The organism is Bifidobacterium lemurum (assembly GCF_014898175.1).
GTDB classification, from domain to species: Bacteria; Actinomycetota; Actinomycetes; order Actinomycetales; family Bifidobacteriaceae; genus Bifidobacterium; species Bifidobacterium lemurum.
In genome coordinates this window covers 898,646-923,917 of record NZ_CP062948.1, presented here as the reverse complement: position 1 = coordinate 923,917, position 25,272 = coordinate 898,646, and the positions used below count along the sequence as shown (strand labels likewise).

The following is a 25,272-nucleotide window of genomic DNA, read 5'->3' as shown; positions in this document are numbered from 1 at the left end:
GATGGACAGACGATACGATGTGGCGTGCTTCGATCTCTACGGCACGCTGGTCGACATACGCACCGACGAATACGACAAGAGGGCGTGGGAGAAGTTCCGCGGCTTCCTCAACGATTCGGGCATGGGCGTGCACTACGACGACCAATGGTTCCTGCGCGACCTGCTCGACCAGGCGCTGATCCTCGAACAGCGCCGCGCCGCCGAACGCGTGCGCGAGGACGGCGTCGAGGATTGCCCGGACGAGTGCGTCGAGCCGAACCGCGGCGAGGGCTACCGCTCGCTGTTTGCCGTGGCGGCGCCGCAGGGGCGCATCCCCGCCGTCTGGCAGGCCCAGGCCGACGAGATGGCCCTGCGCGCCGCATGGGTGTTCCGCAAGGCCAGCACCCGGCATATCGGGCTGTATCCGGGGGCGTTGGAGATGCTGAGGGGCCTGCGCGGGGCCGGCATGCGCACGGTGCTCGTCACCAACGCGCAATCCTGCTATACCGTGCCGGAATTGGAGATGCTTGGGTTGGACGTGCTGTTCGACGCCATCGTGATCTCCAGCGAGGAAGGCATCAAAAAACCTCATCCCGAGATCTTCCGCCGAGCGCTGGAGCGTGTGGGCGCGACCCCCGACCGCGCGGTGATGGTCGGCAACGACGAGCGGTGCGACATCGTCGGCGCGAAGAACGCCGGCATCGACGGTGTGTACATCAATTCGGGCATCTCGCCCGAACATGATCCGCAGCGTTCCGAGGAGGCCGTGCTGTCGCTCGATCATCCCGACTACGACGCCCTGCTCGCTTTCCTCCTCGGCTAGGCTTCGGCCGGCGCGGCCGCCCGGCGGGTCCGCCGGTCAGCGCGGGAACGGGGCGTCGGTGCCGCGCAGCACCAGACGCGGCCTGATGATCTCATGCGGTTGGTCGAGCGTCTCGCCGCGCATAAGAGCCAGCGCCTTGTGCGCGGCGTCGCGGCCCATATCCTGCGGATTCTGTCTCATGGTGGTGAGGTTCACCCAATCCGCGTTCTGCATGTCGTCGAAGCCGATGATCGAATAGTCCTGCGGCACGCGGTGCCCGTAGCGGGCCAGTCTGGTGACCAGAGGGATGGCCAGCATGTCCATCTGACAGCAGATCGCGTCGGGAAAGCGGTCGAGCGCCAGCAGTTCGGCCAACGCGGAGTCGATGAACTCCGGGCCACGCGGCACGGTGATCGTCTGCCAGTCCAAGTCGCGGCCCGCCGCCACCGCCGACTCGCAGGCGCGGATGAACCCGCGGCCGCGGGCGTCGACGCTGGCGTCCAACGAGACGGAGGCCGCGGAGCACACGTAGACGATGCGGCGGTGCCCCAAGCCGATGAGATGCTGCGTGGCCGTGAACATGCCCTCCTCGTCGTCGATGCGGATCGAGGCATCGAGACTGTCGGAGGCCGAGGTGTTGATGCCGATCAGCGGCACATGCATGCTTTTGAGCTGCCCGACCTCGTTCGGGTCGATGGCGATCGAGGCCACGAACACCGCGTCCACGTTATGACGCACGGGCATGGTGTCGAAGAACTCGCGACGGGTCTCGGCCGTGTCGATATGGTCGTACACGGCGATGTCGTAGCCTTCGTCGCGCAGCGTCGCGTTGAGCCCCGCGAACACCTGCACGTTGAACCAGCTGGTGATCGTGTCGTTCATCAGCAGGGCCACGCGGTTCGCCTGGCCGGTCTTCAGCGAGCCGGCCGAGCGGGAGATCGTGAACTCCAGCCGGTTCGCGGCTTCGAGCACCTTGCGCCGGGTTTTCTCGGAGACCATGTCCGGCCGTGTGAAGGCGCGGGAGACCGTCGATATGGATACGCCGGCCGCTTTGGCCACCTCGTGGATGTCAGCTCGTGCCATATCGCCTCCCGAACGCCGTCGTCTATGCTGCGCTCATTCTACTGCATTCCGCTGCATACGTTCGCAAGGGCGTGCGGGCGTTCGGCTCGCGGGCGTCGCGCCGGTATCGCCACCGGATCCGGCAAATAATAATCTAGATAAGTGGATGCCGTTACGATGGTGTTCCTGGCGGCATCCACTGTTCACGTTGAGAATCGGTCATGCGCCGAGACGTTCGCTCATGGCCGGTTCCTGGTTAGAAGGGCATACTATGACTTCGTCCGTATCCGCAGCCACGTTCACTCCCGCCATGCGCCCGAAGATGGACGAGGCGGCCACGCTGAAAGGCGAACATTGGCGCGTCGGCGTGCTGTCCGACTCGCTGCTGCGTCTCGAATGGTCCGACAGCGGCGAGTTCGAGGACAACGCCACCCAGATGGCGTTCAATCGTGATTTCGGAGGAGAGGCGCCCCGGTTCACGGTCGACGAGCGCGACGGACTGCTTATCGTCGAAACCGAAGCCCTGCGGCTGACCTACGATCGCAGGCCTTTCAGCAAGGAGGGCCTGAGCGTCGTGGTCAAAGGCGTGCCGCGCTCGCAGCGCAACACCTGGCATTACGGCGATGAACCTCACGGCAATCTGGGCGGCACCGCCCGTACCTTGGACGAGGTCGACGGCCGCACGGACATGGGGCTCGGCGTATGCTCGGTCGACGGCTGGGCCGTGATCGACGACTCCGCCTCGAACGTGGTCGTGGCCGCAGAACAGGTGAACGGCGAACCCAATCCGTTCGGGATGTGGGTCGCGCCGCGCGGACATGAGGAGACCGATCTCTACTTCTTCGGCCATGGTCTGCGGTTCAAGGATGCCGTGCGCGATCTCTATCGTCTGACCGGACCGACGCCGTTGCTGCCGCGCTTCGCGTTGGGCAACTGGTGGAGCCGCTACCACCGCTACACCGAGACGGAATACCTCGACCTGATGGACCGTTTCGAAGCTGAGAAACTGCCGTTCACCACCGCCGTCATCGATATGGACTGGCATCTGGTCGATGCCGTCGATCCCAAGTACGGCTCCGGCTGGACCGGATACACGTGGAATCCCGAATTCTTCCCCGATCCGGAGCGGTTCCTGAGCGAGCTGCGCCGTCGCGGTATGAAAACCACGCTCAACGTGCATCCGCGCGACGGCGTGCGCGCCTTCGAAAAGCCATACGCCGGCATGGCCGCCGCCATGGGCGTGAATGCCGAAGCTGGCGAGCCTGTGGAATTCGATCTGACCAGCCCGAAATTCATGGAAGCCTACTTCGCCATGCACCATGAGCTGGAAGGCGAAGGCGTCGACTTCTGGTGGCTGGACTGGCAGCAGGGCGGCGTGACCCGCATGCCCGGTCTCGACCCGCTGTGGATGCTCAACCACCTGCATTATTTGGACTCCGGCCGTGACGGGCGTTGGCCGCTCACCTTCTCCCGCTACGCCGGCCCCGGCTCGCACCGCTATCCGGTCGGATTCTCGGGGGACACCGTGGTGACTTGGGAATCGTTGAAATTCCAGCCCGAATTCACCGCCACCGCCTCGAATATCGGCTACGGCTGGTGGAGCCACGACATCGGCGGCCATATGTTCGGCTACCGTGACGACGAGCTCGAGGCGCGCTGGTATCAGCTGGGCGTGTTCAGTCCCATCAACCGCCTGCACTCCACCGACTCCCCATTCAACGGCAAGGAGCCGTGGAACTTCGACGGCAACACGCGTGAGGCGATGAACAAGGCCCTGCGCCTGCGCCACGAGCTGCTCCCGTACCTGTACACGATGAACTGGCGCGCCGCATTCGACGATGAGCCGATCGTGCAGCCGATGTATTGGAGCGAGCCCAACAATGACAGCGCCTACGACTATCGCAATGAGTTCCGGTTCGGCAGCGAATTGATCGTCGCGCCAATCGTCGATCCGGTCGATGGAGAAGTCCGCCGAGCCAAAGCTGACGTATGGCTGCCCCAAGGGGAATGGTTCGATTTCTTCGACGGCCGCCGATACGTCTCCGCCGATGAGAACGGTCGCCGACTTGCGGTCTGGCGTGCGCTCGACCGCATCCCTGTGTTCGCGAAGGCGGGGGCGATCGTGCCGATGCAGCCGTTGGGCGATGCCGCCGAGACCGACGCGCGGTGCAACGATGTCGCCAACCCGCGTGCTATGCGTGTGGTGGTGTTCCCCGGCTCGGATGGCGCGTTTACGTTGTGCGAGGATGCCGGACGCTTCACGAAAGCCGAGGACTTCGAATCCGCCGCACGCGAGGCGGGACTGGTCCAGACCGATATGCGCCTGACTTGGAACGCGGACGGTTCCGGCTGCGCATTCGCCATCGACCCTGTGCGCGGAGACGCGCAGAATGTGCCGGATGAACGAGAATGGACCATTGCGCTGCGTGGTGTTGCCCCTGTGACTTGCGTGGCAACAGTGGACGGTGCTGCGATCCATGCGGAGATCGCTTACGACCAGACGACATTGACCGCCAGCGTGACGTTGCCTGAGGTCCCCGTCACCGCGCGCGTCATCGTCGCGTTCGCCCCCGCCGATGGCGGAGAGGCGATGTTGGCCGGCAATCCGGTGCATGGCGACGCCTTCGCGGTGCTCAATGGCGCTCAGATGCTGTTCCTCACCAAAGGCAAGGCCATGGATATGGTCGATCGTCTCGGCGCGGGCGCGCTCGCGGGCCTGCGAGCCTTGGAGCGCGGCAAGCGCGCCGATGGCGACTTCTGGCAGTCGCATATGCCAGAGGGCGTGATCTCCGCCCTCGAGGAGATTCTGTTGCGGTCATAGTCGCGTCGGGGTTGGGATTCGATGGCGCATCGGTTGTTCACGTCCGGTTCACCGGGCGTCATCGAAGATTCCTCCATATGACGTGTTGGCGTAGTCTCGCGTATGCCTTGCGCTCCTAACGTATGCGGGTGGGGCGGGCCGGCCGAAAGACCGGTCTTCGTAACGGCCCCACAGGTATTGAGGAAGAGGCATATTGTGAAACATAACATGGTCAAGGGTGCGGTCGCGGCGTTCGCGGCCATCGCCACCATGGGCGCGATGGCCGCCCCGGCGCTCGCCGCCGACGGCAAGCAGGTCGATCAGTTGAAGGTGCACGGCGGCGCGCAACGCATCGCCGCCATCGGTTCGGCCAGCGCGAAGAACGTGATCCTGTTCATCGGCGACGGCATGGGCGATTCCGAAATCACCGTGGCCCGCGACTATCTGCACGGCGCGAACGGCAGCTTCGACGGACTGGACAAAATCGGCCAACCGGGCGTTCTGGGAGACGCCGAGGCCGGCACGGGCCAGTACACCACCTTCTCGCTGGGATCCAGTTCCGACGACAGCCTGATGGCCAAAGACAAGTCCGGCAATCTCGCCGGCGGCACCACGGCCGGCGTGGTCACGCCGGTCACCGACTCGTCCGCCTCCGGTTCCAGCTGGGCCACCGGCACCAAAACCTACAACAACGCCGTCGATGTGGACGTCGAAGGCAATCCGCAGCTGAATCTCATCGAACTCGCCAAAGCCAAAGGACTGGCCACCGGCAACGTGACCACCTCCGAAATCCAGGACGCCACCCCGGCCGTCCAGGAATCGCACTCCACCGAACGTTCCTGCTACGGTCCGCAGGGCAAGTGGGACGGCAAAACCGACACCAACGGCGACGGCAAGATCGACCCGGCGACGGACGGCAACCAGACCAAGAACTGCCTTGCCAGCCAGCTCAAGGAGAACGGCGGCATCGGATCCATCTCCGAACAGCTGCTCGACACCCGCGCCGATGTGACTATCGGCGGCGGCTCCGCCTACTTCAATCAAATCGACACCACCTACGGCGACGGCACCAAGACGCTGTGGGAACAGGCGCGCGACCGCGGCTTCCAAACCGTGGAGAACGACGTGGACGCGTTCGCCGCGCTGGAATATCAGGAGGACCAGCCCGTGCTGGCGCTGCTGTCCAACGGCAACATGCCCACCCAGTTCGCCGAGACTCCGGCCCTGACGCAGGAAGCCACCGAACAGCGTGGAGCGGTGCAGTGCGAGACGAACGCCGACTGGCTCGGCAACGATACCGCCGCGGGCAACTCCGCGTCATTGGCCGATATGACGACCAAGGCGCTCGACCTGCTGCAGGCCAATCCGAAGAGCGAACAGGGATTCTTCCTGCAGGTCGAGGGCGCGTCCATCGACAAGCAGGACCACGCCGCCAACGCCTGCGGGCAGATCGGCGAAACCGACGATCTCGACAAAGCCATCTCCGCCGCGCTTGAGAAAGTCGACCTGTCGGAAACTTTGATCATCGTGACCGCAGACCACGCGCACACCTCGCAGATCGTGAGCGAGCCGCCGGCGTACGCGCTGAGCACGATCCTCGAATCCCCGGTCGACAGCTCCCAGATCGTCGTCTCCTATGGCACCGCCACGGCGGAGGATCCCGACGCCGCGGATATCAACGCCGGCTACAACGACGGCGGCATGGAACACACCGGAACCCAACTGCGCATCGCCGCCTCCGGCCCCGGAGCGCAACGTGTGGTCGGCCTGAGCGATCAGACCGACAACTTCTACACCATCGGCAAGGCGCTTGGTCTGGCCACGGAAACCGCCGACCAGAACGCGCTATCCAACGACGCCACCGTGGCGGTGACCCGGAACGAAGACGGCGGCTACACGGCCGACGCTTCCGGATTCGACGGCGACGCGGTGCTCTCCTATGAACTCAAGGATGACGCCGGCAGCACGATCGCCCAGTCCGATGGCAGCACTCCGGTTTCCGGCGTGCGCGTCGCCACCGCTCAGACCACCAGCATCGCGCTGGATGGCGTTACGGAAGGCGCCGGCTACACACTGAGTGTGACCGGCCGCCAGTCAGGCAAGACGGTGGAGCTCGAGTTCCAGGCGCAGGCCAACCAGTCCTCGCAGAACACGCCTGGTTCGTCCGATGTGGTGGCCCAAGGCGGCGTGAAGAACGACTCCGCTAATCCGCTGGGCTTGACCGGCAGCGCGGTGCTCGGCGTCGCCCTGATCGTCGCGGCGCTGGTCTCGGCCGCGCTGATGATCAAGTACGCCAAGGCGTCCCGTCGCTAGTCGGCTGATTCGCCTGCCGGATATTGAGTCCTGCCGTGCGCCGAAAGGTTCGTACGGCAGGACTTTCCTTATTTGATGGCGAAGGCGGCGTAAAGGGGCAGACTGTGGAGCGGCGCATCCGTTCCGGAAACGACGTCGACGCCGAAGTCCCGCTCGGAAAGGCGGTACGCCACAGGGGAGCGGCCTTCGCGGACGAACCTGGCCAAGCTTTTCGCCGTGACGTTCCGTGCGGATTTCACCTCGTGCGCATGTACCGTGTACACGAATTTATGTGATTTCGTGTACACGATGTACACGAAATTAGGTGAAATCGTGTACACGGTGTACACGGATTCGTGTGATTTCGTGTACGTGAGAGGGTGTCGGACTGTTGTTGAGTCATGGTGGCGCGAACTTGCGTTGCCGTGGCTCAACTTTTTTGTGTGGATGTGGGAATAAAAGTTGACGAGGTAAAGTTGAGTGGTGTAGGCTCAAGTTTTGGAAAGGGTTGGATGGCTGATCGCAAGAGAGGCCGGAGGCCCGAAGAGAAACGTGAGCGGGAAACCGTGAAACAACAACGCGTCGCGGGCGAACCGGGCGCACAACATAAGGAGCACATAGTTATGGCACGTGCAGTTGGCATCGATCTGGGTACCACCAATTCCTGCATCGCAACGCTGGAAGGTGGCGAGCCCACCGTTATCGTCAACGCCGAAGGCATGCGCACCACCCCGTCCGTGGTGGCGTTCAGCAAGTCCGGCGAAATCCTCGTCGGCGAGGTGGCCAAGCGTCAGGCCGTCACCAACGTCGACCGCACCATCTCCTCCGTCAAGCGCCACATGGGCACCGACTGGACCGTCGACATCGACGGCAAGAAGTGGACCCCGCAGGAGATCTCCGCGCAGGTGCTGATGAAGCTCAAGCGCGACGCCGAAGCCTACCTGGGCGAGCCCGTCACCGACGCGGTCATCACCTGCCCGGCGTACTTCAACGACGCCCAGCGCCAGGCCACCAAGGACGCCGGCACCATCGCCGGCCTCAACGTGCTGCGCATCATCAACGAGCCCACCGCCGCGGCCCTCGCGTACGGTCTGGAGAAGGGCAAGGAGGACGAGCGCATCCTGGTCTTCGATCTCGGCGGCGGCACCTTCGACGTCTCCCTGCTGGAGATCGGCAAGGACGACGACGGCTTCTCCACCATCCAGGTGCAGGCCACCAACGGCGACAACCACCTAGGCGGCGACGATTGGGACCAGAAGATCATCGACTGGCTCGTCAGCGAAGTCAAGAACAAGTACGGCGTCGACCTGGCCAAGGACAAGATCGCCCTGCAGCGTCTGAAGGAAGCCGCAGAGCAGGCCAAGAAGGAGCTCTCCTCCTCGACCTCGACCTCCATCTCCATGCAGTATCTGGCCATGACCCCCGACGGCACTCCGGTGCACCTCGACGAGCAGCTCTCCCGCGCACGCTTCGAGGAGATGACCTCCGACCTGCTGGGCCGCTGCCGCACGCCGTTCAACAACGTGCTGCGCGACGCCGGCATCTCCGTGGGCGACATCGACCACGTGGTGCTGGTCGGCGGCTCCACCCGTATGCCCGCCGTCAAGGAGCTCGTCAAGGAGCTCACCGGCGGCAAAGAGCCGAACCAGTCCGTGAACCCGGATGAGGTCGTGGCCGTGGGCGCCGCCGTGCAGTCCGGCGTCATCAAGGGCGACCGCAAGGATGTGCTGCTGATCGACGTGACCCCGCTCTCGCTGGGCATCGAGACCAAGGGCGGCATCATGACCAAGCTCATCGACCGCAACACCGCCATCCCGACCAAGCGCAGCGAGGTGTTCTCCACCGCCGAGGACAACCAGCCCTCCGTGCTCATCCAGGTCTACCAGGGCGAGCGCGAGTTCGCTCGCGACAACAAGCCGCTGGGAACCTTCGAGCTGACCGGCATCGCTCCGGCTCCGCGCGGCGTGCCGCAGATCGAGGTCACCTTCGACATCGACGCCAACGGCATCGTGCACGTCTCCGCCAAGGACAAGGGCACCGGCAAGGAGCAGTCCATGACCATCACCGGCGGTTCCGGCCTGCCGAAGGACGAGATCGACCGCATGGTCAAGGAGGCCGAGGCGCACGAGGCCGAGGACAAGAAGCGTAAGGAAGAGGCCGAAACCCGCAACCAGGCCGAGGCGTTCGCCTACTCCACCGAAAAGCTCGTCAACGACAACAAGGACAAGCTTTCCGATGACGTGGTCAAGGAGGTGACCGAGAAGGTCGAAGCTCTGAAGGAATCCCTGAAGGGCGAGGACATCGAGGCCGTCAAGACCGCCCAGACCGCTCTGATGGAATCCGCCCAGAAGATCGGCCAGGCCCTCTACGCCCAGCAGGGCGCCGAAGGCGCGACCGGCGCCGCGGGTGCCGGCTCCGACGACGACACCGTCGAGGCCGAGGTCGTGGACGACGAGGACGACAAGGACAACAAGTGATGTCCGAGTTCAACAAGGACGACTATCTGAACGATCTGCCGGACGCCGATCAGGCCGCCGACCAGCCCGCCGCGGACGCGGGCCAGGCGGCCGGATCGGCCCCGGTGGACGCCGGCGCGGCCGAGTCCGCCGAGTCGGCCGAGTCTTCCGCGGACGGCGAGCAAGCCGAAACGGAAGGCACGGACGCCGGTGACGGCGAATCCACCGACGATACTCTGACCCCGTTGGGCAAGGCCAAGCAGGAGGCGGCGGAATACCTCGAGGCGTTGCAGCGCGAACGCGCGGAGTTCATCAACTTCCGCAACCGCGCGCAGAAAGAGCAGGAGCGTTTCCGCCAGCACGGCATCATCGACGTGCTCACCGCCCTGCTGCCCGCCCTCGACGACATCGACCGCATCCGCGAGCATGGCGAGATGGACGACTCCTTCAAAGCCGTCGCCGCCAAGCTCGACAAAGCCTTCGAGAAGTTCGGCGTGGAGAAGTTCGGCGAGAAGGGCGAAGACTTCGACCCGACCAAGCATGACGCGATTCTGCACAAGCCGGACGCGCAGGCCGAGAAGGAAACCGTCGACACCGTGGTGGAGGCCGGTTATCGCATCGGCGACCGTGTGATCCGCGCCGCCCGCGTCGTCGTCGCATCCCCGCAGAACTGATTGACGAAAGGAGGCAGTGATGGCTGAGAATGAATGGTTGACCAAGGATTTCTACAAGGTCCTCGGTGTCTCCAAGGACGCCTCGGAATCCGACATCACCAAGGCCTACCGCAAACTGGCCCGCCAATACCATCCCGACCTCAACAAAACCAAGGAGGCCGAGGAGAAGTTCAAGGACATCTCCGAAGCCTACGACGTGCTGAGCGACAAGGACCAGCGCCAGAAGTACGACGCCATACGCCAGTTCGGCATGGGCGGCGCGCGCTTCGCGGGCGGCGGTGCGGGCGGCTTCGACGGCGCGGGCTTCTCCGATATCTTCGGCTCGATGTTCGGCGGTGGCGCCGGCGGCAACGGTTCGCGCATCCGCTTCCAGACGCAGGGCGGCGGACAGCCGAACCTCAACGACATCTTCTCGATGTTCGGCGGCGCGGCCGGCGCCGGCCAAGGCGGCTCCCCGTACGGCGCGGGTTCGCAGTACGGCTACGAGCAGCCGCCCCGGCCCGAGGATGGCGAGGACCGTAATTCGAAGATCAACCTGACCTTCCGCCAGGCGGTGAAGGGCGCGACCGTCAGCCTGTCCGTCGACGGCAAGAAGTTCAAGGCCCACGTGCCCGCGGGCGTCAAGGACGGCCAGAAGATCAAACTCGCCGGCAAGGGCAAGCCCGGCCGCAACGGCGGCAAAACCGGCGATTTGTATCTGAACGTGTCCGTCGCGCACGATCCCCGGTTCTCGATGCGCGGCAACGACATCGTCATGACCCTGCCCGTCACCGTGGGCGAGGCCGTGGGCGGAGCGAAAATCGAGGTTCTGGACATCGATGGCAACCCCGTCACCTTCAAAGTGCCCGCCGGTTCGTCCAGCGGCAGCGAAGTGACGATTCCCGGCAAAGGCGTGCAGACGGGCAACCGATCCGGCGATCTGATCGGCCGCGTCGAGATCCATGTGCCCGCCAAGCCGGGCCTGGGACTCAAACGCATGGCCAAGGAATTCGACAAGGAGTCCGGCGATTTCGTCGGCACTCTGAATCGATAGCGATATCACGCTATGCGGGCGGTTCCCTGCGCGAAGGGACCGCCCGCACGGCACACCGGCAAAGGAGGGGGCATTATGGCGCGACCGATACAACAGATGCGTCAGCTGTACGCGATGTGCGCGACGGCCCTTGTGATGGGCCGTGCCGATCTGGACGGTGCCGACGAAGTCGGCTTCGACGTCTCCCTGCCCATCTTCTCCGTCGGTCAGGCCGCCGAACTGGCCGGCGTGCATCCCCAGACCCTGCGGCAATACGACCGCGTGGGTCTGGTGGTGCCGCAACGCACCGAAGGCGGCGCGCGGCGCTACTGCCTGCGCGACATCGACCGTCTGGCGCAGGCCCAGCGTCTCAGCCAGGACGAAGGCATCAACGTGGCCGGCATCACACGCATTCTGGAACTTCAGGAGGAGAACCGCCAGTTGCGCCGGCAGAACCGCAGGCTGCAGGCCGAGGGCGAGGACAGCGTGTTCGCCGCGGGCCGCGATGGCGACATCGTCGAAGTGCAGCGGTCCAACAGCGCGCGCATGTGGCGTCGGGCGTTGCGGCAGGACGCGCGCGCATTGCCGTCCCGCCACGAGCCATATGATGAAAGCGACGCGGACGGATCCAAATCCGTGGTCGTCTGGGGATGGCGGTGATATCTGGGCCGCGTCCTCTTTTGCGCCCGATGCTGGGAGAAGATTCCCCGAAAACGGTATCCCGCGTGTTGTAGGGAAGGAAGCAGTCCCCCAAATCAGCTCCGGGAAGGCTCGCAAGCCCCCTCCGCAGGCGTTGCGTCGCCCGCTGGAATCCTCCTCGCTACAGGGCGGGCGTCACTGTGATCGTCAGAGCTCAGGTATTCGGACCGTCGAACGTCCAACGACGCCCGTCGTCATAATGGTCCTCGCCCACCCGATCCGCCTTGAGAGCAGGTCAGATGTTGCAACGATCACTAGAACTCAAGGAGACTGTTCTCGTCCTGGGGGGGGGGTACTCTTCTTTTGGTTTGTGCGAAAGTTCATCTGAGTGGTAAGGGGCGGTGATGGCGCGACAGTCGTTCTCCTCGCGCACGCGAAAGGCTTTGCAGTCGCTGGATGCCGTCGCGTCCGTCAGTGAGACCCGCATCACGTATTCGGAGGATTTCCGCGACGAATGCATGCGGCGCTACGCCCAAGGGGAGTCTCCCACGGCCATTTTCCGCGAGGCGGGGCTGGATCCCAAGGTCATCGGATACAAGCGCATCGAACGCTGCATCTCCCGTTGGCGCGATAAGACGGCGCAGTAGGCGGCGGTCCGCCCGACCTGTCTTGCGTGTTTGGTGAGATGGAGCGGTACGTCTCGTCATAAGCGTCGCGCGGAGGAAAACCATGCTGCTGAAAGCCGTGTTCTGGGATCTGGATGGCACCCTTATCAATTCCGAACCCTACTGGCATCAGGGCGAGATCGCGATCGCCCACGCCAACGGCGGCGAATGGGATGAGAATGATGGCTGGGAGGGGTCGGGCACGCCTGTGCCGGATGTGGCCCGCCGTATGATCGCCAAAGGTTGCGCGCTCACCGTCGAACAGATCGACAGGCAGCTCAAGGACTATGTGTATCGCGCGGAGGTCGAGCGGCTGCCGTGGATCGACGGCGTGCAGGAGGTGCTGCGCTCGCTGAAGGACGCCGGCGTTCCCTCGATGCTGGTCACCACCTCTCCCCGCCGCATGGCCGAGAACATCATGGCGCAGACCGACGGACTGTTCGAGGGGTATGTGTGCGGAGACGATCCCGTGGCGCACAAGCCCGATCCCGCGCCGTATCTGACGGCGGCCGCACGCTTGGGCATCGAGCCGGAGGATATGCCGTACTGCGTGGTGGTGGAGGATTCCATGACCGGCATCAGGGCGGGCGCGGCCTCCGGCGCGACCACGATCGCCCAGACCGGGTGGATTCGCAACGACACCTCGATGGGGCCGCAGTTCGCCTCGATCGCCTCGTATGAGGGAATCGACGCGGCCGCGCTGGACGCGTTCGTGCGTCAGCGTGTCGCCTGAAACCCCAACGAAAATCCAACGTTGTACTAACTGCGCTTGCGCGCGTTCCGCAAGAGGTGTATTCTCTGATTATCACCAGAAGTACAAGGTTGTACTAACAACTGAGAACCTACGGACCGGCGGGTTGATTCCCGGCGGGCGGTGCGGTCTTCTGTTGAGAGACAACGTTGTACTTATATATGAGCTACCGCTGAAAGGGCAGAGATGGCACAGCAGAACGAGACGACCCAGGCTCGCCTGGTCGTGGATGACGAATTTGAAGTGGCCCAGGTCAACGACCGACTGTTCGGCTCCTTCGTGGAGCATCTGGGCCGCTGCGTGTACGGCGGCATCTACGAGCCGGGCCATCCGACCGCGGACGAGGACGGATTCCGTCAGGACGTGATCGATTTGGTCAAGGAGCTGGGCGCTACCGCCATCCGCTACCCCGGCGGCAACTTCGTCTCCGGCTATCGCTGGGAAGACGGCGTCGGCCCCAAGGAGAGCCGTCCCCGCCGCCTCGATCTGGCCTGGCATTCCACCGAAACCAACGAATTCGGCCTGCACGAGATGGCCAAGTGGCTGAACAAGGCCGGAGGCAACGAGCTGATGGAAGCCGTGAACCTCGGCACCCGCGGACTCGAGGAAGCCCTCGACCTGCTGGAATACGCCAACATCCCCTCCGGCACCAAGCTTTCCGACGAACGCCGCGCGAACGGCGCCGAAAAACCGTTCGGCATCACAATGTGGTGCCTGGGCAACGAGATGGACGGAAATTGGCAGACCGGCCACAAAACCGCCGAGGAATACGGCATGCTGGCCGCCTCAGTCGCGCGCGGCATGCGCTCCCTCGACCCGGATGTGGAACTGGTGGTGTGCGGATCGTCATCCCATGCGATGGACACCTTCGGCACATGGGAGGAGACCGTGCTGCAGAAGACCTACGAGCTGGTCGACTACATCTCCTGCCACGCCTACTACCATCCCGAACTGCAGGAGGACGGCTCGCGCGACATGGTGAGCTTCATGGCCTCGGGCGAGGACATGGACGGCTTCATCAAAGACGTCGCCGCCGCGATCGACGCCACCAAGGCGCGTCTGAAGAGCAAGCACGAGGTGTTCATCTCCTTCGACGAATGGAACGTGTGGTATCTCAACGAGGAGCCGAGCAAGAACCCCGAAGGCATCGGCAACTGGCCGGTGGCCCCGCGTCTGCTGGAGGACGTGTACACGACGGCCGACGCGGTGGTGTTCGGCGACCTGCTGATCACGCTGCTCAAGAACGCCGACCGCGTGCATGCGGCGAGCCTCGCCCAGCTGGTCAACGTGATCGCGCCGATCATGACCGAACCGGGCGGACCGGCCTGGCGTCAGACCACGTTCTACCCGTTCTCCCTGACCGCGCGGCTCGCCAAGGGCGGCACCGTGCTCGAGCCCAAGCTCGCCTCCGGCACATTCGACACCCCGCGCTATGGCGAAGTGCCGGCCGTCAACTCGGTGGCCGTGCGCGGCGCCGACGGTTCGGTGAACGTGTTCGTGGTGAACCGTTCGCTGGACGCGCCGGCCGAATTCGAGGTCAAACTTCCCGCCGGACTCGAAACCGCCGGCATCGAGGCCCAAACCCTGCACGAGGACGACATCCTGGCCTGCAACACGTTGGACGACCAGAACCGCGTGACCCTGCACGACAACGACACCGTCGCGTTCGACGCCGCCTCCGGCACCGTGCGCATGACCCTGCCCCCGGTCTCCTGGACCGCTGTGCGCGTGAAGTGAGAACGCGGAAGAGGTGAATGACATGCCGCACACAACCGACCGCGAATGGACCCGCGTCACACCCAACAGCCAGCACACGCTGACTTGGGGCAATGACGTGCTCGAGCTGGGATTCTCCGTCCGGCCCGACGCGCCGGTGACGTTGGCCGCGCTCGCCGGCCGCGGCATGGTGCCCCCCCCCCTATGCGCTGAGCAAATAACGGAAACCGCCGCGGTTCCGATCGTCGAAGTGCTGACCTCGACGAACGGCCGTCGCATGAACCACCAACGTCTGACGGATACGCGGGACGGCTGGAATCTCCGGTTCCGCCAAGCGGAACAACGTCACACCGGCAACCGCGGCGAACTGCGCATCACCCAGCACGACGAATCCACCGGGCTGACGGTCGAAAGCCTGTTCGCGGCCTATGACGGCATCAGCGTCGTCACATGGAGCGCGACGATCCGCTCCGATCGCAGACTTCCCGTCGAATCGATGAGCTCACTGAACGTCGCCGTGCCGCTGTCCGCTGCCGGCGCCTCCGTGGACGATGCGGAGGTGTTCTGGGCCGACAGCACGTGGGCCGCGGAGAACAACTGGCATCGCGCGCCACTGCGGGCGATGGGCGTGGTCGACATCAACACCGTCGTCAATCCCCGCGTGCCGGGAGCGAGGTTCGCGTTGCGTTCGCGCTCCGCATGGTCCACCGGCGAACATCTGCCCGACGGCATCCTTCAGCTCAACGGCGAACATCCCACCGCGCTGATGTGGCAGATCGAACACAACGGCGCATGGAGCTGGGAGATCGGCGAAGGCGTCACCGGCCTGCAGGTGATGGCCGGCGGTCCCAACTGCGACGACCATCAATGGTCGATCGTGCTGGAGCCCGGTGTCGACTTCACCACCGTGCCCGCCTCTGTGGCGGTTTGCTCCGGCGATTGGCGCGGCGCCGTCGCCGAGATGACCCTGCACCGCCGCGCCCTACGCGACGAACGGTTGGGCCATAACGGTCAGGACCGTTCATCCAACACGCTGGTCATCTACAACGACTACATGAACACCTTGTTCGGCGACCCCACGGCCGAGAAGGAGATTCCTCTGATCGACGCGGTCGGCACGCTTGGCGTGGATGTGTTCTGCATCGACGCCGGCTGGTACGACAGCACCGACGGCGACTGGTGGACATCGGTCGGCGAGTGGGAGCCTTCGACCAACCGGTTCGGCGACGAAGGGCTTGCGGCGCTCGCCGAGCGCATACGGGCCAACGGCATGGAGCTGGGATTATGGCTGGAGCCGGAAGTGGTGGGCATCCACTCCCCGGTGGCCGCCGCGCTGCCTGAAGCGGCGTTCTTCCGTCGTCACGGCGAACGCGTCGCCGACGACGGACGCTACCATTTGGATTTCCGTTGCCCCGAAGTGCGGGAGCATCTCGACTCCACAGTCGATCGCCTGATGCGTGACCTGCGTCCCACCTTCTTCAAATTCGACTACAACACCGTGCCCGGCGTCGGCACCGAGCAGGATGCCGCGACCCTGGGCGAGGGATTGCTCGGACACTGCCGCGCCTATGTGGATTGGCTGGATTCGCTGAAGCGCCGCTACCCCAAGCTGGTCATCGAAAACTGCGGGTCGGGGGCCATGCGCGCCGACTACGCGATGCTGCAGCGTCTCGACCTGCAATCCACCTCCGATCAGTGCGACCCGCTGATCTACGCGGCCATCGCCGCCGGCGCGCCTATGGGCATCCTGCCGGAACAGCAGGGCAATTGGGGATACGCCCAGCAGCATATGGGCGACGAGGAGGCGGTGCTCACTTTGGCGGCCGGCGTGACCGGGCGTCTGTATCTTTCGGGTTTCGTCGATCGTATGGACGACCGGCGTCTGGCTCTGGTGCGTTCCGCCATCGCCCTGCATCGCGAGGTGCTGGAGACGCAGGACTCATCGGTGCCGTTCTGGCCCCTGGGGCTGCCCGATTTCACCGGCGAATGGCTGGCGACCGGGCTGCTGCCCGCTCCCGGAAGCGAAGGGCGCACAGGCTATATGACCGTGTGGCGTCGCGCCGGCGAACAAACCGTCACGGTGGAAGTGCCTGCCGGAGCCGAAATCATCCAGGTGTTCCCGAATCCAAAAGATCCATGCGCCTCGGATGCCAAGCCCTGGCGGGTGCAACGCGTCGATGAGAGCCATGCGTCGTTGACGACGACGTCGGATTCCCCCTCGGCGCGTGTGTTCGCCCTGCGGCTTCCATAACAGGAAGGGCGGGTCCATTCGGACCGGCCGCAACAAATGTTTCGTTTTCGAAGCGGAAAACGAACAAACAACAAAGGAGAACAACAATGAAGAAAACGCTCAGGACGGCCATCGCCGCGGTCAGCGCGACCGCGTTGCTTGCCTCGCTGGCCGCGTGCGGCGGAGAAACCGCCCAGTCAGACGAGAAGGAACTCACCGTTTCGTGGTACTACTCCTCCGACGGTGGCGACACCATCGAGCGTGCCATCGCGCTATACAAGGAGCAGAATCCCGACGTCACCATCAATGAGGTCCATACCTCGTTCGAGCAGATGAACAAGAACGCCGCGCTGACGCTTCAGGCCGACGACGCTCCGGACGTCGCCCTGTACAACCAGGGCACCAGCTCGGTGGGCAATCTCGCCTCGCAGGGCGTGATCTCCGATCTGAGCGAATACGCCGAGGAGTACGGCTGGGATGAGATCCTTCCCGAATCCATCCAGACCATCGCCAAGTACAAGGCCGACGATGGCGGCATCATGTCCGCCGACGGCGACTGGTACGGCGTGCCGATTAACGGCGAGTTCACGCTGGCCTACTACAACGCGGATATGTTCGAGGAGAACGGCATCGCCATCCCGACCACCTTCGAGGAGCTGGAATCCGCGATGCAGCAGTTCGTGGACAAGGGCATCACCCCGGTCGCGTTCGAAGGCAACGAAACCGCTTCCCAGCACCTGTGGTACCAGCTCGCGCTGTCGAAGGCCGACCGCCAGTGGGTCGAGGACTACCAGTCCTACGAGCATGACGTCGACTTCACCGGAGAACCGTTCACCTACGCCGCGAACAAGTTCGCCGAATGGGTGGAGAAGGGCTATCTGCCCAACAACTCCGGCGGCCTGGTCGCCGAGGATATGATCACGCAGTTCTGCGCCGGCGAGTATCCGATCATGTTCTCCGGCTCGTGGTGGTTCGGCCGTGTGAACCAGGACGGCGATTTCAAGGCCGCCTACTCGGTGTTCCCCGGCAACGAGAACCTCAACACCGGCGGCACCGGCAAGCTGTGGGTGGTGCCCGAAACCTCGCAGCATAAGGATCTGGCCGCCGACTTCCTGAACTTCCTGCTCTCCGAGGACGTGCAGAATATGCTCGCCACCGAGGCCGGTCTGCCGTTCAACTCGTCCGACGACTACTCGCTTGAGTCGCTGCCCGACGCGCTCAAGAACCCGAACGGCACTTTCGACGACATGCAGGAGGAGACCAAGGAGTTCAACAACGTCTTCAAGACGCTGTTGGAGAACGACGCCATCTCCCTGTATCCGGATTGGCCGAGCGCCGGTATGTACAACTCCCTCAACTCCGCATTGCAGGGTCTGATCAACGGCAACTCCACTCCGGAGGAGGCGACCGCCGAGATCCAGGCCGCGTATGAGGAAGGCAAGGCCGACCTGGGACTGTAGTCCCGGCCTTACCTGCCGCCATCGTGGGGAGCCGGAGTCCGTTCCCACTTCGGCTCCCCACCTCTTACCGGGGCAGCCCCGATTCATCGTTCCCACGCATCATTCCAATATCTCGGGTCATCGCGGACCCATTTCACACCCACCGCAGCATCGCTGCAAGGAGGAGCCAATGTCACGGAAAAAAGGCTCGTCCCACGGAAAGCGGACTCTTTCCGAGAACGAGAAGATATACGAAAAGCGCATCCGAAGTGGTTACGGACGCTACATCATCCCCGGTGCCATCGGCACCATCGTCATCCTGCTGATTCCATTCGTCGCCAACCTTTGGATATCCCTGCACAGTTGGAGGGGCGGTCGCAGCACGATGAAATTCGTCGGCTTCGACAATTATCTGAAGCTGCTGCAGGATGAGAAATTCTGGACCTCGTTCGGCAATTCGCTGTACATGATCGTGGCGATGGCGGTGATTCCTCTGATCATCGGCCTGATTCTCGCCGCGGTGCTGTTCGACTACATCGGACGCGAATTCGGCGGCAAAACCTCCAGCTTCCTGCGCGCCTGCTACTATCTGCCGCAGATTCTGCCCGTCGGCGTCGCCGGCATCCTGTGGAACTGGATCTTGAACTCCCAGACCGGCGCCATCAACCGAATCCTGTCCGGCGTGTTCGGCATGGAGGAGACTCCGGACTGGCTGGGTGATCCCGATCTGGCCATCTACGCGGTGATGCTGATGCTTATCTGGGGGCAGATCGGCTACCCGGTGGTGATCTTCATGTCGGCTTTGGGCCGAGTCGATCCGGAGCTCTACGAGGCCGCATCGTTGGACGGCGCCGGCTGGTGGCGTCGATTCACCGCCATCACCCTGCCTCAGATCAAACCCGAGACCTTCGTGGTCGTGCTCACCTGCACGGTCGCCGCGTTGAAGGTGTTCGGCCCCGTCTACATCCTCACCAAGGGCGGACCGCAAAGCTCCACCCTCGTGCCTTCGTACTATTCCTATCTGAGTTTCTTCGGTAAATCACAAATCGGTTATGGCGCGGCCATCGCGAGCGTGCTGGCGATTCTCATCGCCATCGTGGCCATGGTCATTATGTTCTTCCAGAACCGAAGCGCCGCGCGTGAGCGCGAAGGAGCACTGGTCTCATGAGCATGTCATCTTCCGTCAAAACCACCATCCAAGGCCGTATGACGCGCATAGAGCGCAAGGATGAGGCCAAACGCAATGCTCCCGCGTCCCAGAAACGCCGCAAGCCGTTGAACCCGACGCGTTGGGTGATTCTGTTGCTTTGCCTGCTGCTGGCGCTGATCATCCTCTCTCCGCTGTTCCTTATGGTGCTCAACGCGTTCAAGACCTCGCAGGACTATACGCAGAACGGCCCGCTGGCGTTGCCGCAGGAACTGTATTTCGGCGGTCTCATCAACTTCTGGAACGCCACGGATTTCCCGATCAAATTCTGGAACTCGCTGTGGATCTCCGTGGTTTCGGCCCTGATCTCCGTGGGATTGTCCCTGTTCAACTCGTACGCGTTGGGCATCGGTCGAGTGCGTGGCAGCTCGCTGATCGTGGCGCTGTTCATGATCCTCACCATGCTGCCCGGCGAAGGCTTCATCTACCCGCTGTTCTACATGTTCAACGCGGTGGGCATGGGCAACTCGCAGTGGACCATCGTGATCATCTGCGGCATCATCAATATGGCGTTCGGCACATACCTGTTGAGCTCCGTGATGTCCACCTTCCCGAAGGAGTTGTTGGAGGCCGCGCAGATCGATGGCGCCGGCCGCTGGCGCACCCTGTGGAATGTCGTGTTCCCCATCATGAAATCCAACTGCGCGGTGCTGTTCATCTTCTTCTTCATCTGGACGTGGAACGAGTTCTACTTCTCGCTCATCTTCCTCACCTCCGGCGACACGCAGACGATTCCGCTGGCCATCGCCTCGCTGCAGGGCGACCGCATCATGGATGTGCCCACCATCAACGCGGGCAGCTTGATCTCCCTGATCCCGGCCTTCGTCTTCTTCCTCCTCTTCCAGCGGACCCTGACCAAGGGCATCACCGCCGGCGCGGTGAAGTAAGCGCCGACATCTGAAAGGAACCCCTATGAAATTCTCCGATGGGTACTGGCGGGTCCGAGAGGGCTTCACCGCCGCCTGGGCGAGGCAGACGTACAGTGTGCGGCGCGTCGACGACGGTCTGCGCGTGCTCGCCTCCGCCGGACTGGTGCACGGCGATCGCGGCGCGACGCTCGGCGGACCGGTATTCACCGTTTCGCTGTCCACTCCGGCCGAAGGCGTCATTCGCGTGGTCGAAGAACATTACCGCGGCCGAGTGGACAACGGCCCCCACTTCCGCCTCAACGTCGACGAGAACGCTCCGTTCGAGATCTTCGAGGAGGACGGCGCCACCGGTCTGCGATCCGGCGATCTCGAGGCGGTCGTCTCCGCTCCGGGTGAGATCTTCTCCCTGGATTTCCGGTCGGGCGGAAAAACGCTCACCGGCACCTCGTACAAGGGCCTCGGAGTCTACGGCGAACGGTTGCGCGACTTCGACCGCAACCGCACGCATCTCGACCCCGAAGAAGTCTCCGGTTCGAGCCGCAACTATATGCGCGAGCAACTGCGTCTCGGCCTTGATGAAAAGGTGTATGGCTTCGGCGAACGCTTCGGTCATTTCGTCAAAAACGGCCAAACCGTGGAGATGTGGAATTCCGATGCGGGCACCTCGTCCGACGCGGTCTACAAGGAGATCCCGTTCTACTGGACGAACAAAGGCTACGGCGTATTCGTGAACCATCCCGAGGACGTGTCGTTCGAGGTGGGGTCCGAAACCGTGGGCAAGGTGCAGTTCTCCACCAGAGGGGAGCGACTCGAATACTACGTCATCGCGGGCCCCGAACCCAAGGACGTGCTGCGCCGCTACACCGCGTTGACCGGTCGCGCGCCCTACCTGCCGTCATGGTCGTACGGATTGTGGCTCACCACCTCGTTCCTCACCGACTATGACGACGACACCGTCGCCGGTTTCGTCGACGGCATGCGCGACCGCGATATCCCCCTGTCGGTGTTCCACTACGACTGCTACTGGCTGCGTCCGTACCATTGGTGCGATTTCGAATGGGACGGCGACATGTTCCACGATCCGCGGGGCACCATCGCCGAACACCACCGCAAAGGACTCAAGGTGTGCGTGTGGATCAATCCATACCTCAGCTCGGTGTCTCCGCTCTACGACGAAGCCGTGGACGGCGGCTATCTGATCAGACTCGCCGACGGCAGTCCCTACGCCACCGACTTCTGGCAGCCGGGCATGGGATTGGTGGACTTCACCAATCCCGAAGCGCGGGAATGGTACTGCTCCAAACTCGGCAAACTGCTCGACATGGGTGTGGACTGCTTCAAAACCGACTTCGGCGAATCCGCCCCCACCGACGTGGTCTACCACGACGGGTCCGATCCCATCGCCATGCACAACTACTACACCTATCTGTACAACCAGACCGTATACCGTTATCTGGAGCAGAGGCAAGGCAAGGGCGAAGCGGTTCTTTTCGCGCGTTCCGCCACGGTCGGAGGCCAGCAGTTCCCCGTGCATTGGGGCGGCGACTGCGAATCCAGCTATGCCGCGATGGCCGAATCGCTGCGCGGCGGCCTGTCTCTGATGAGCTCCGGCTTCGGCTTCTGGGCCCATGACATCGGCGGCTTCGAAGGTGACCCGGGCCCCGACCTGTACAAGCGGTGGGTGCAGTTCGGCCTGCTCTCCACCCACTCACGTCTGCACGGCTCCAAAACCGTGCGCGTGCCGTGGGCCTTCGACGAGGAATCCTGCGACGTGCTGCGCCGCTTCACCAAACTCAAGCTGTCGCTGCTGCCTTATCTGGCCCGCGGTTCGCAGCAGGTGAGCGAGGAAGGCGTTCCTCTGATGCGTCCGATGGCGTTGGAATTCCCGCACGACCCGGCGGCGCAATACCTCGACCGCCAGTACATGCTCGGTGACGACCTGCTGGTCGCGCCCGTGTTCTCGCCGGACGGCACGGTGGAATACTATGTGCCGGAAGGCGAGTGGACCAACTATCTGACCGGTGAGACGGTGGTCGGCCCCAAGTGGGTCACAGGCGAGTTCGATTACATGTCGCTGCCGCTGATGGTTCGCCCCGGCGCCGTGATCGCCGTGCAGGAGAATCGCAACGACACCGAAGGCGACCTGCTGGACGATGCGACGCTGAAGGTGTTCTCGCCGGAGGCGCTTGCCGACGAAGGCAAAACCGTCGTGCTGCGCCGTGGATTCGAAGAGGACGCTCCGTGCGTGGAATTCCATGTGCGCCGCGTCGGATCGACCGTGGAGGCGACCTGCTCCGACCCGACTCTGACGTGGACGCTGGCCTGCGGCGAGGCGCGGGGCGTGGTCGAATCAGGTAAGGCAAGCGTCATGATCTGAGTCATGGTCGGTTGGGTGGTGCCGTGGAACTGGTCGCCGCCCAACCGTTGTCTCCTTACGGACTTGCGGGCCGACCTTGCCGTGACGGGGTCGGCCCGCTTGTTTATTTTTCGCCGATTATGGAAGCATTCCGCACGATGACGTGCAAGAATGGAGAACAGTCATGGACACTGTCGCAGTGTTGCCTGCTCCTGTGATGACGACATCCGTAGGCGTGGGATTAGGAGGGAGGAACCGTATGGGCGGTCGTGTGACGATCAAAGACGTGGCCCGTGAGGCCGGGGTCTCCATCAAAACGGTGTCCAACGTGCTCAACAACACCGGCAGTATGCGCCCGGAAACGCGTCAACGCGTGGAGGAGACCATGCGCAGGCTCGGATATACGGTCAACATCTCCGCGCGGGCGATGCGCGGCGGTGGGACGCGTCTGATCGGATTGGGCATCTTCGACTTCTCCCAGCCGTTCGCCCCCTATCTTGCGGACATCGCGATCGACTATGCCCGCGAACTCCAATACGGTGTGATCATCAACACCTACGGCCAGGGAGGCGAGGGGATACCCACCATCATCGAGGACACCTATCGACTTGGCGCGGACGGATGGCTGTTCTTCGCCGAGCGGCCGCTGCTGGACGAAGGTGCGGTGCTGGAACAGCCGTATCCGGTGGTGGTGATGGGCGACTATCTGACCTATGGCAAAGCGGATCTCGTCACCATGCCCAATGCCGAAGCCTTGGCGCACACCACCGAACTATTGGTGCGCGGCGGATGCCGCAGCATCTCCCTGCTCGGCGTGCCCGAGGGATTGACCGGCGCCGAGATCATGGCCGCGGCGGAGGGCACGCGCACGTTGCGCACCCAAGGATATATGAACGGTCTGGCCGCATGCGGTCTTGACGTGGACTGGCGGCTGACTGTGCCGGTTCCCGAATGGAACCAAGCGGGCGGCGTGCATGCCGCGGCGGAGCTGCTCGACTCAGGTGCGACTCCTGACGCGATCATCTGCCTGAACGACGCCATGGCGTTGGGTGCGATGCATGAGCTTCAGCGGCGCGGCATCCGTGTGCCCGACGATATGCAGGTCATCGGTTTCGACAACGTGCCTGAGGCACGATACGCCGTTCCCGCGTTGACCAGTATCGATCCGCATCTGGAGGATTATGTGAAGAAGGCGGTCGATATGCTGATCGAGCGGATCGAGGGGTATCGGGGGCCCGCACGTACCTTCGTCACGGATTTCAGTGTCGAGGAGCGCGCCTCCACCCGACTGTGATTTGGTGACGGCGCTTACTTGGCCATGTCGATGCGGTTTGACGCTGTAATTGTGCAGGTTTATATAGGTTTGTCGGCTTAGCGTAGGCTGCTGGTAGGGTGGGGGAGGTTTGGAAATACGACCTGTACCTTAGAGGATTAGAAACTCATGGGATTTGTGAATTTTATCGTTGAACTGCTCAAGGATCCGCGCGCCGCCATCGCCGGCTGGATCGCCATGGGCGTGGCCCCCACGCTTGGCTTCATTTTCCTGATTATCTTCATCGAAACGGGTGTGGTGTTCTTCCCGTTCCTGCCCGGTGACTCCCTGCTGTTCGCGGCCGGCGTGTTCGCCGCTCCGGACGAGACGGGCAAGGCCGCGCTGCCGCTGATGGCGCTGCTGCCGGTGGTGTGGCTCGCGCCGATCATCGGCGACCAGTGCAACTACTTCATCGGCCACTTCTTCGGGCGCCGCATCATCCAGTCCGGCAAGGTTAAGGCCATGACCCCCGAGCGCATCGCCAAAACCGAAGGCATGATCGAGAAGTGGGGTCCGCTCGCGGTGTTCCTGGGCCGCTTCTTCCCGTTCATCCGTACGTTCATGCCGTTTATCTCCGGCATTTCAGGCATGCGATGGAGCCGTTTCACGCCGTTCTCCGTGCTGGGTGGCATCGTGTGGTCCACGCTGTTCACACTGCTTGGATACTTCTTCGGCGGCATTCCCGCCGTGCAGGATCATTTCGAATTGGTGATTATCCTGATTCTGGCGGTTTCGCTGCTGCCCACGATCATCGGCCTGCTGAAGGCCAAGTTCGGCAAGAAGAAGCCTGCCGCCAACGAGGAGTGATCTCCTCGTTGGTGCTGCGTTGACGGCAATTACGGTCAGTGGAGTCTGACTGGTGATACCGCCAATCAGGCCATATGATAATCCCCCGTCGTTCGCGTTCCAGTCATATATCGGATTGAAGCGTGAACGGCGGGGGATTCCCTCATTTGAAGTTGTACCGTGCTGGTCGTGGTGATCGTGTCCGGCGGAGTCTGCTGCCTGTCC

At 63.3% G+C, this 25,272-nt stretch carries 18 protein-coding genes; 17 read left to right on the top strand and 1 reads right to left on the bottom strand.

Translation table 11 applies throughout. From position 1 onward, the window contains the following. Position 1: 1 nt before the first annotated feature. Positions 2–802, top strand: a complete 801-nt coding sequence (locus BL8807_RS03515; protein WP_158217122.1) for an HAD family hydrolase — start codon at positions 2–4, stop codon at positions 800–802. Between the two features lie 36 nt (positions 803–838). On the opposite strand, the gene BL8807_RS03510 is transcribed toward BL8807_RS03515, so the two are convergent. Continuing rightward, positions 839–1,864, bottom strand: coding sequence for a LacI family DNA-binding transcriptional regulator (locus tag BL8807_RS03510; protein WP_072723728.1), 1,026 nt, complete (start codon positions 1,862–1,864; stop codon positions 839–841). Positions 1,865–2,114: 250 nt separating this feature from the next. On the opposite strand from BL8807_RS03510, the gene BL8807_RS03505 reads away from it, so the two are divergent. The 16 genes from BL8807_RS03505 (at position 2,115) to BL8807_RS03430 (ending at position 25,068) form a co-directional block, all read left to right on the top strand. Beyond that, positions 2,115–4,664 (top strand): glycoside hydrolase family 31 protein, encoded by a 2,550-nt coding sequence (locus BL8807_RS03505; protein WP_072723730.1) that lies wholly within the window; start codon positions 2,115–2,117, stop codon positions 4,662–4,664. A 207-nt stretch (positions 4,665–4,871) separates the two neighbouring features. Then, positions 4,872–6,956, top strand: a complete 2,085-nt coding sequence (gene phoA, locus BL8807_RS03500) for an alkaline phosphatase (RefSeq protein WP_072723732.1) — start codon at positions 4,872–4,874, stop codon at positions 6,954–6,956. A 602-nt stretch (positions 6,957–7,558) separates the two neighbouring features. Beyond that, positions 7,559–9,412, top strand: a complete 1,854-nt coding sequence (gene dnaK, locus BL8807_RS03495) for a molecular chaperone DnaK (RefSeq protein ID WP_072723736.1) — start codon at positions 7,559–7,561, stop codon at positions 9,410–9,412. Beyond that, positions 9,412–10,065: a nucleotide exchange factor GrpE gene (gene grpE / locus BL8807_RS03490; RefSeq protein WP_072723738.1), complete on the top strand. Its 654-nt coding sequence runs from the start codon at positions 9,412–9,414 to the stop codon at positions 10,063–10,065. The genes dnaK and grpE overlap by 1 nt, the downstream gene beginning before the upstream one ends. A gap of 19 nt (positions 10,066–10,084) precedes the next feature. Continuing rightward, positions 10,085–11,098, top strand: a complete 1,014-nt coding sequence (locus tag BL8807_RS03485) for a DnaJ C-terminal domain-containing protein (protein ID WP_072723740.1) — start codon at positions 10,085–10,087, stop codon at positions 11,096–11,098. Between the two features lie 75 nt (positions 11,099–11,173). Continuing rightward, positions 11,174–11,737: a heat shock protein transcriptional repressor HspR gene (locus tag BL8807_RS03480; protein WP_072723742.1), complete on the top strand. Its 564-nt coding sequence runs from the start codon at positions 11,174–11,176 to the stop codon at positions 11,735–11,737. A 383-nt stretch (positions 11,738–12,120) separates the two neighbouring features. Continuing rightward, positions 12,121–12,363, top strand: a complete 243-nt coding sequence (locus tag BL8807_RS03475) for an HTH domain-containing protein (protein WP_072723744.1) — start codon at positions 12,121–12,123, stop codon at positions 12,361–12,363. Between the two features lie 82 nt (positions 12,364–12,445). Then, the gene (locus BL8807_RS03470) at positions 12,446–13,114 is read left to right on the top strand and encodes an HAD family hydrolase (protein ID WP_072723746.1); all 669 of its coding nucleotides are present in this window, start codon (positions 12,446–12,448) and stop codon (positions 13,112–13,114) included. 204 nt (positions 13,115–13,318) lie between these two features. After that, entirely contained in the window at positions 13,319–14,869 is a 1,551-nt protein-coding gene (arfA, locus tag BL8807_RS03465) for an arabinosylfuranosidase ArfA (protein WP_072723747.1), read from the top strand. A 22-nt stretch (positions 14,870–14,891) separates the two neighbouring features. Further along, positions 14,892–17,099, top strand: a complete 2,208-nt coding sequence (locus tag BL8807_RS03460) for a beta-L-arabinopyranosidase (protein ID WP_193057495.1) — start codon at positions 14,892–14,894, stop codon at positions 17,097–17,099. A gap of 86 nt (positions 17,100–17,185) precedes the next feature. Further along, positions 17,186–18,538 carry an ABC transporter substrate-binding protein gene (locus tag BL8807_RS03455; protein WP_072723751.1) on the top strand — a complete coding sequence of 451 codons (1,353 nt, stop codon included), beginning with the start codon at positions 17,186–17,188 and terminating at the stop codon, positions 18,536–18,538. 169 nt (positions 18,539–18,707) lie between these two features. After that, positions 18,708–19,685 carry a carbohydrate ABC transporter permease gene (locus BL8807_RS03450; protein WP_083570098.1) on the top strand — a complete coding sequence of 326 codons (978 nt, stop codon included), beginning with the start codon at positions 18,708–18,710 and terminating at the stop codon, positions 19,683–19,685. Then, a complete protein-coding gene (locus BL8807_RS03445) occupies positions 19,682–20,611 on the top strand; it encodes a carbohydrate ABC transporter permease (RefSeq protein ID WP_226847461.1) in 930 nt (309 codons plus the stop codon). Before BL8807_RS03450 ends, BL8807_RS03445 begins: the two co-directional genes overlap by 4 nt. 25 nt (positions 20,612–20,636) lie before the next feature. After that, entirely contained in the window at positions 20,637–22,970 is a 2,334-nt protein-coding gene (gene yicI / locus BL8807_RS03440) for an alpha-xylosidase (protein ID WP_072723753.1), read from the top strand. Positions 22,971–23,208: 238 nt separating this feature from the next. Next, on the top strand, positions 23,209–24,243 hold the full coding sequence (locus tag BL8807_RS03435) for a LacI family DNA-binding transcriptional regulator (RefSeq protein ID WP_072723755.1): 1,035 nt from the start codon (positions 23,209–23,211) through the stop codon (positions 24,241–24,243). A gap of 147 nt (positions 24,244–24,390) precedes the next feature. Then, the gene (locus BL8807_RS03430) at positions 24,391–25,068 is read left to right on the top strand and encodes a DedA family protein (RefSeq protein WP_072723757.1); all 678 of its coding nucleotides are present in this window, start codon (positions 24,391–24,393) and stop codon (positions 25,066–25,068) included. Positions 25,069–25,272: the final 204 nt, after the last annotated feature.

Bases quoted from the DNA above. Each gene is read 5' to 3' on its own strand.
- BL8807_RS03515 (WP_158217122.1), top strand. From the start codon at position 2: ATGGACAGACGATACGATGTGGCGTGCTTCGATCTCTACGGCACGCTG.
- BL8807_RS03510 (WP_072723728.1), bottom strand. From the start codon at position 1,864: ATGGCACGAGCTGACATCCACGAGGTGGCCAAAGCGGCCGGCGTATCC.
- BL8807_RS03505 (WP_072723730.1), top strand. From the start codon at position 2,115: ATGACTTCGTCCGTATCCGCAGCCACGTTCACTCCCGCCATGCGCCCG.
- phoA (WP_072723732.1), top strand. From the start codon at position 4,872: ATGGTCAAGGGTGCGGTCGCGGCGTTCGCGGCCATCGCCACCATGGGC.
- dnaK (WP_072723736.1), top strand. From the start codon at position 7,559: ATGGCACGTGCAGTTGGCATCGATCTGGGTACCACCAATTCCTGCATC.
- grpE (WP_072723738.1), top strand. From the start codon at position 9,412: ATGTCCGAGTTCAACAAGGACGACTATCTGAACGATCTGCCGGACGCC.
- BL8807_RS03485 (WP_072723740.1), top strand. From the start codon at position 10,085: ATGGCTGAGAATGAATGGTTGACCAAGGATTTCTACAAGGTCCTCGGT.
- BL8807_RS03480 (WP_072723742.1), top strand. From the start codon at position 11,174: ATGGCGCGACCGATACAACAGATGCGTCAGCTGTACGCGATGTGCGCG.
- BL8807_RS03475 (WP_072723744.1), top strand. From the start codon at position 12,121: ATGGCGCGACAGTCGTTCTCCTCGCGCACGCGAAAGGCTTTGCAGTCG.
- BL8807_RS03470 (WP_072723746.1), top strand. From the start codon at position 12,446: ATGCTGCTGAAAGCCGTGTTCTGGGATCTGGATGGCACCCTTATCAAT.
- arfA (WP_072723747.1), top strand. From the start codon at position 13,319: ATGGCACAGCAGAACGAGACGACCCAGGCTCGCCTGGTCGTGGATGAC.
- BL8807_RS03460 (WP_193057495.1), top strand. From the start codon at position 14,892: ATGCCGCACACAACCGACCGCGAATGGACCCGCGTCACACCCAACAGC.
- BL8807_RS03455 (WP_072723751.1), top strand. From the start codon at position 17,186: ATGAAGAAAACGCTCAGGACGGCCATCGCCGCGGTCAGCGCGACCGCG.
- BL8807_RS03450 (WP_083570098.1), top strand. From the start codon at position 18,708: ATGTCACGGAAAAAAGGCTCGTCCCACGGAAAGCGGACTCTTTCCGAG.
- BL8807_RS03445 (WP_226847461.1), top strand. From the start codon at position 19,682: ATGAGCATGTCATCTTCCGTCAAAACCACCATCCAAGGCCGTATGACG.
- yicI (WP_072723753.1), top strand. From the start codon at position 20,637: ATGAAATTCTCCGATGGGTACTGGCGGGTCCGAGAGGGCTTCACCGCC.
- BL8807_RS03435 (WP_072723755.1), top strand. From the start codon at position 23,209: ATGGGCGGTCGTGTGACGATCAAAGACGTGGCCCGTGAGGCCGGGGTC.
- BL8807_RS03430 (WP_072723757.1), top strand. From the start codon at position 24,391: ATGGGATTTGTGAATTTTATCGTTGAACTGCTCAAGGATCCGCGCGCC.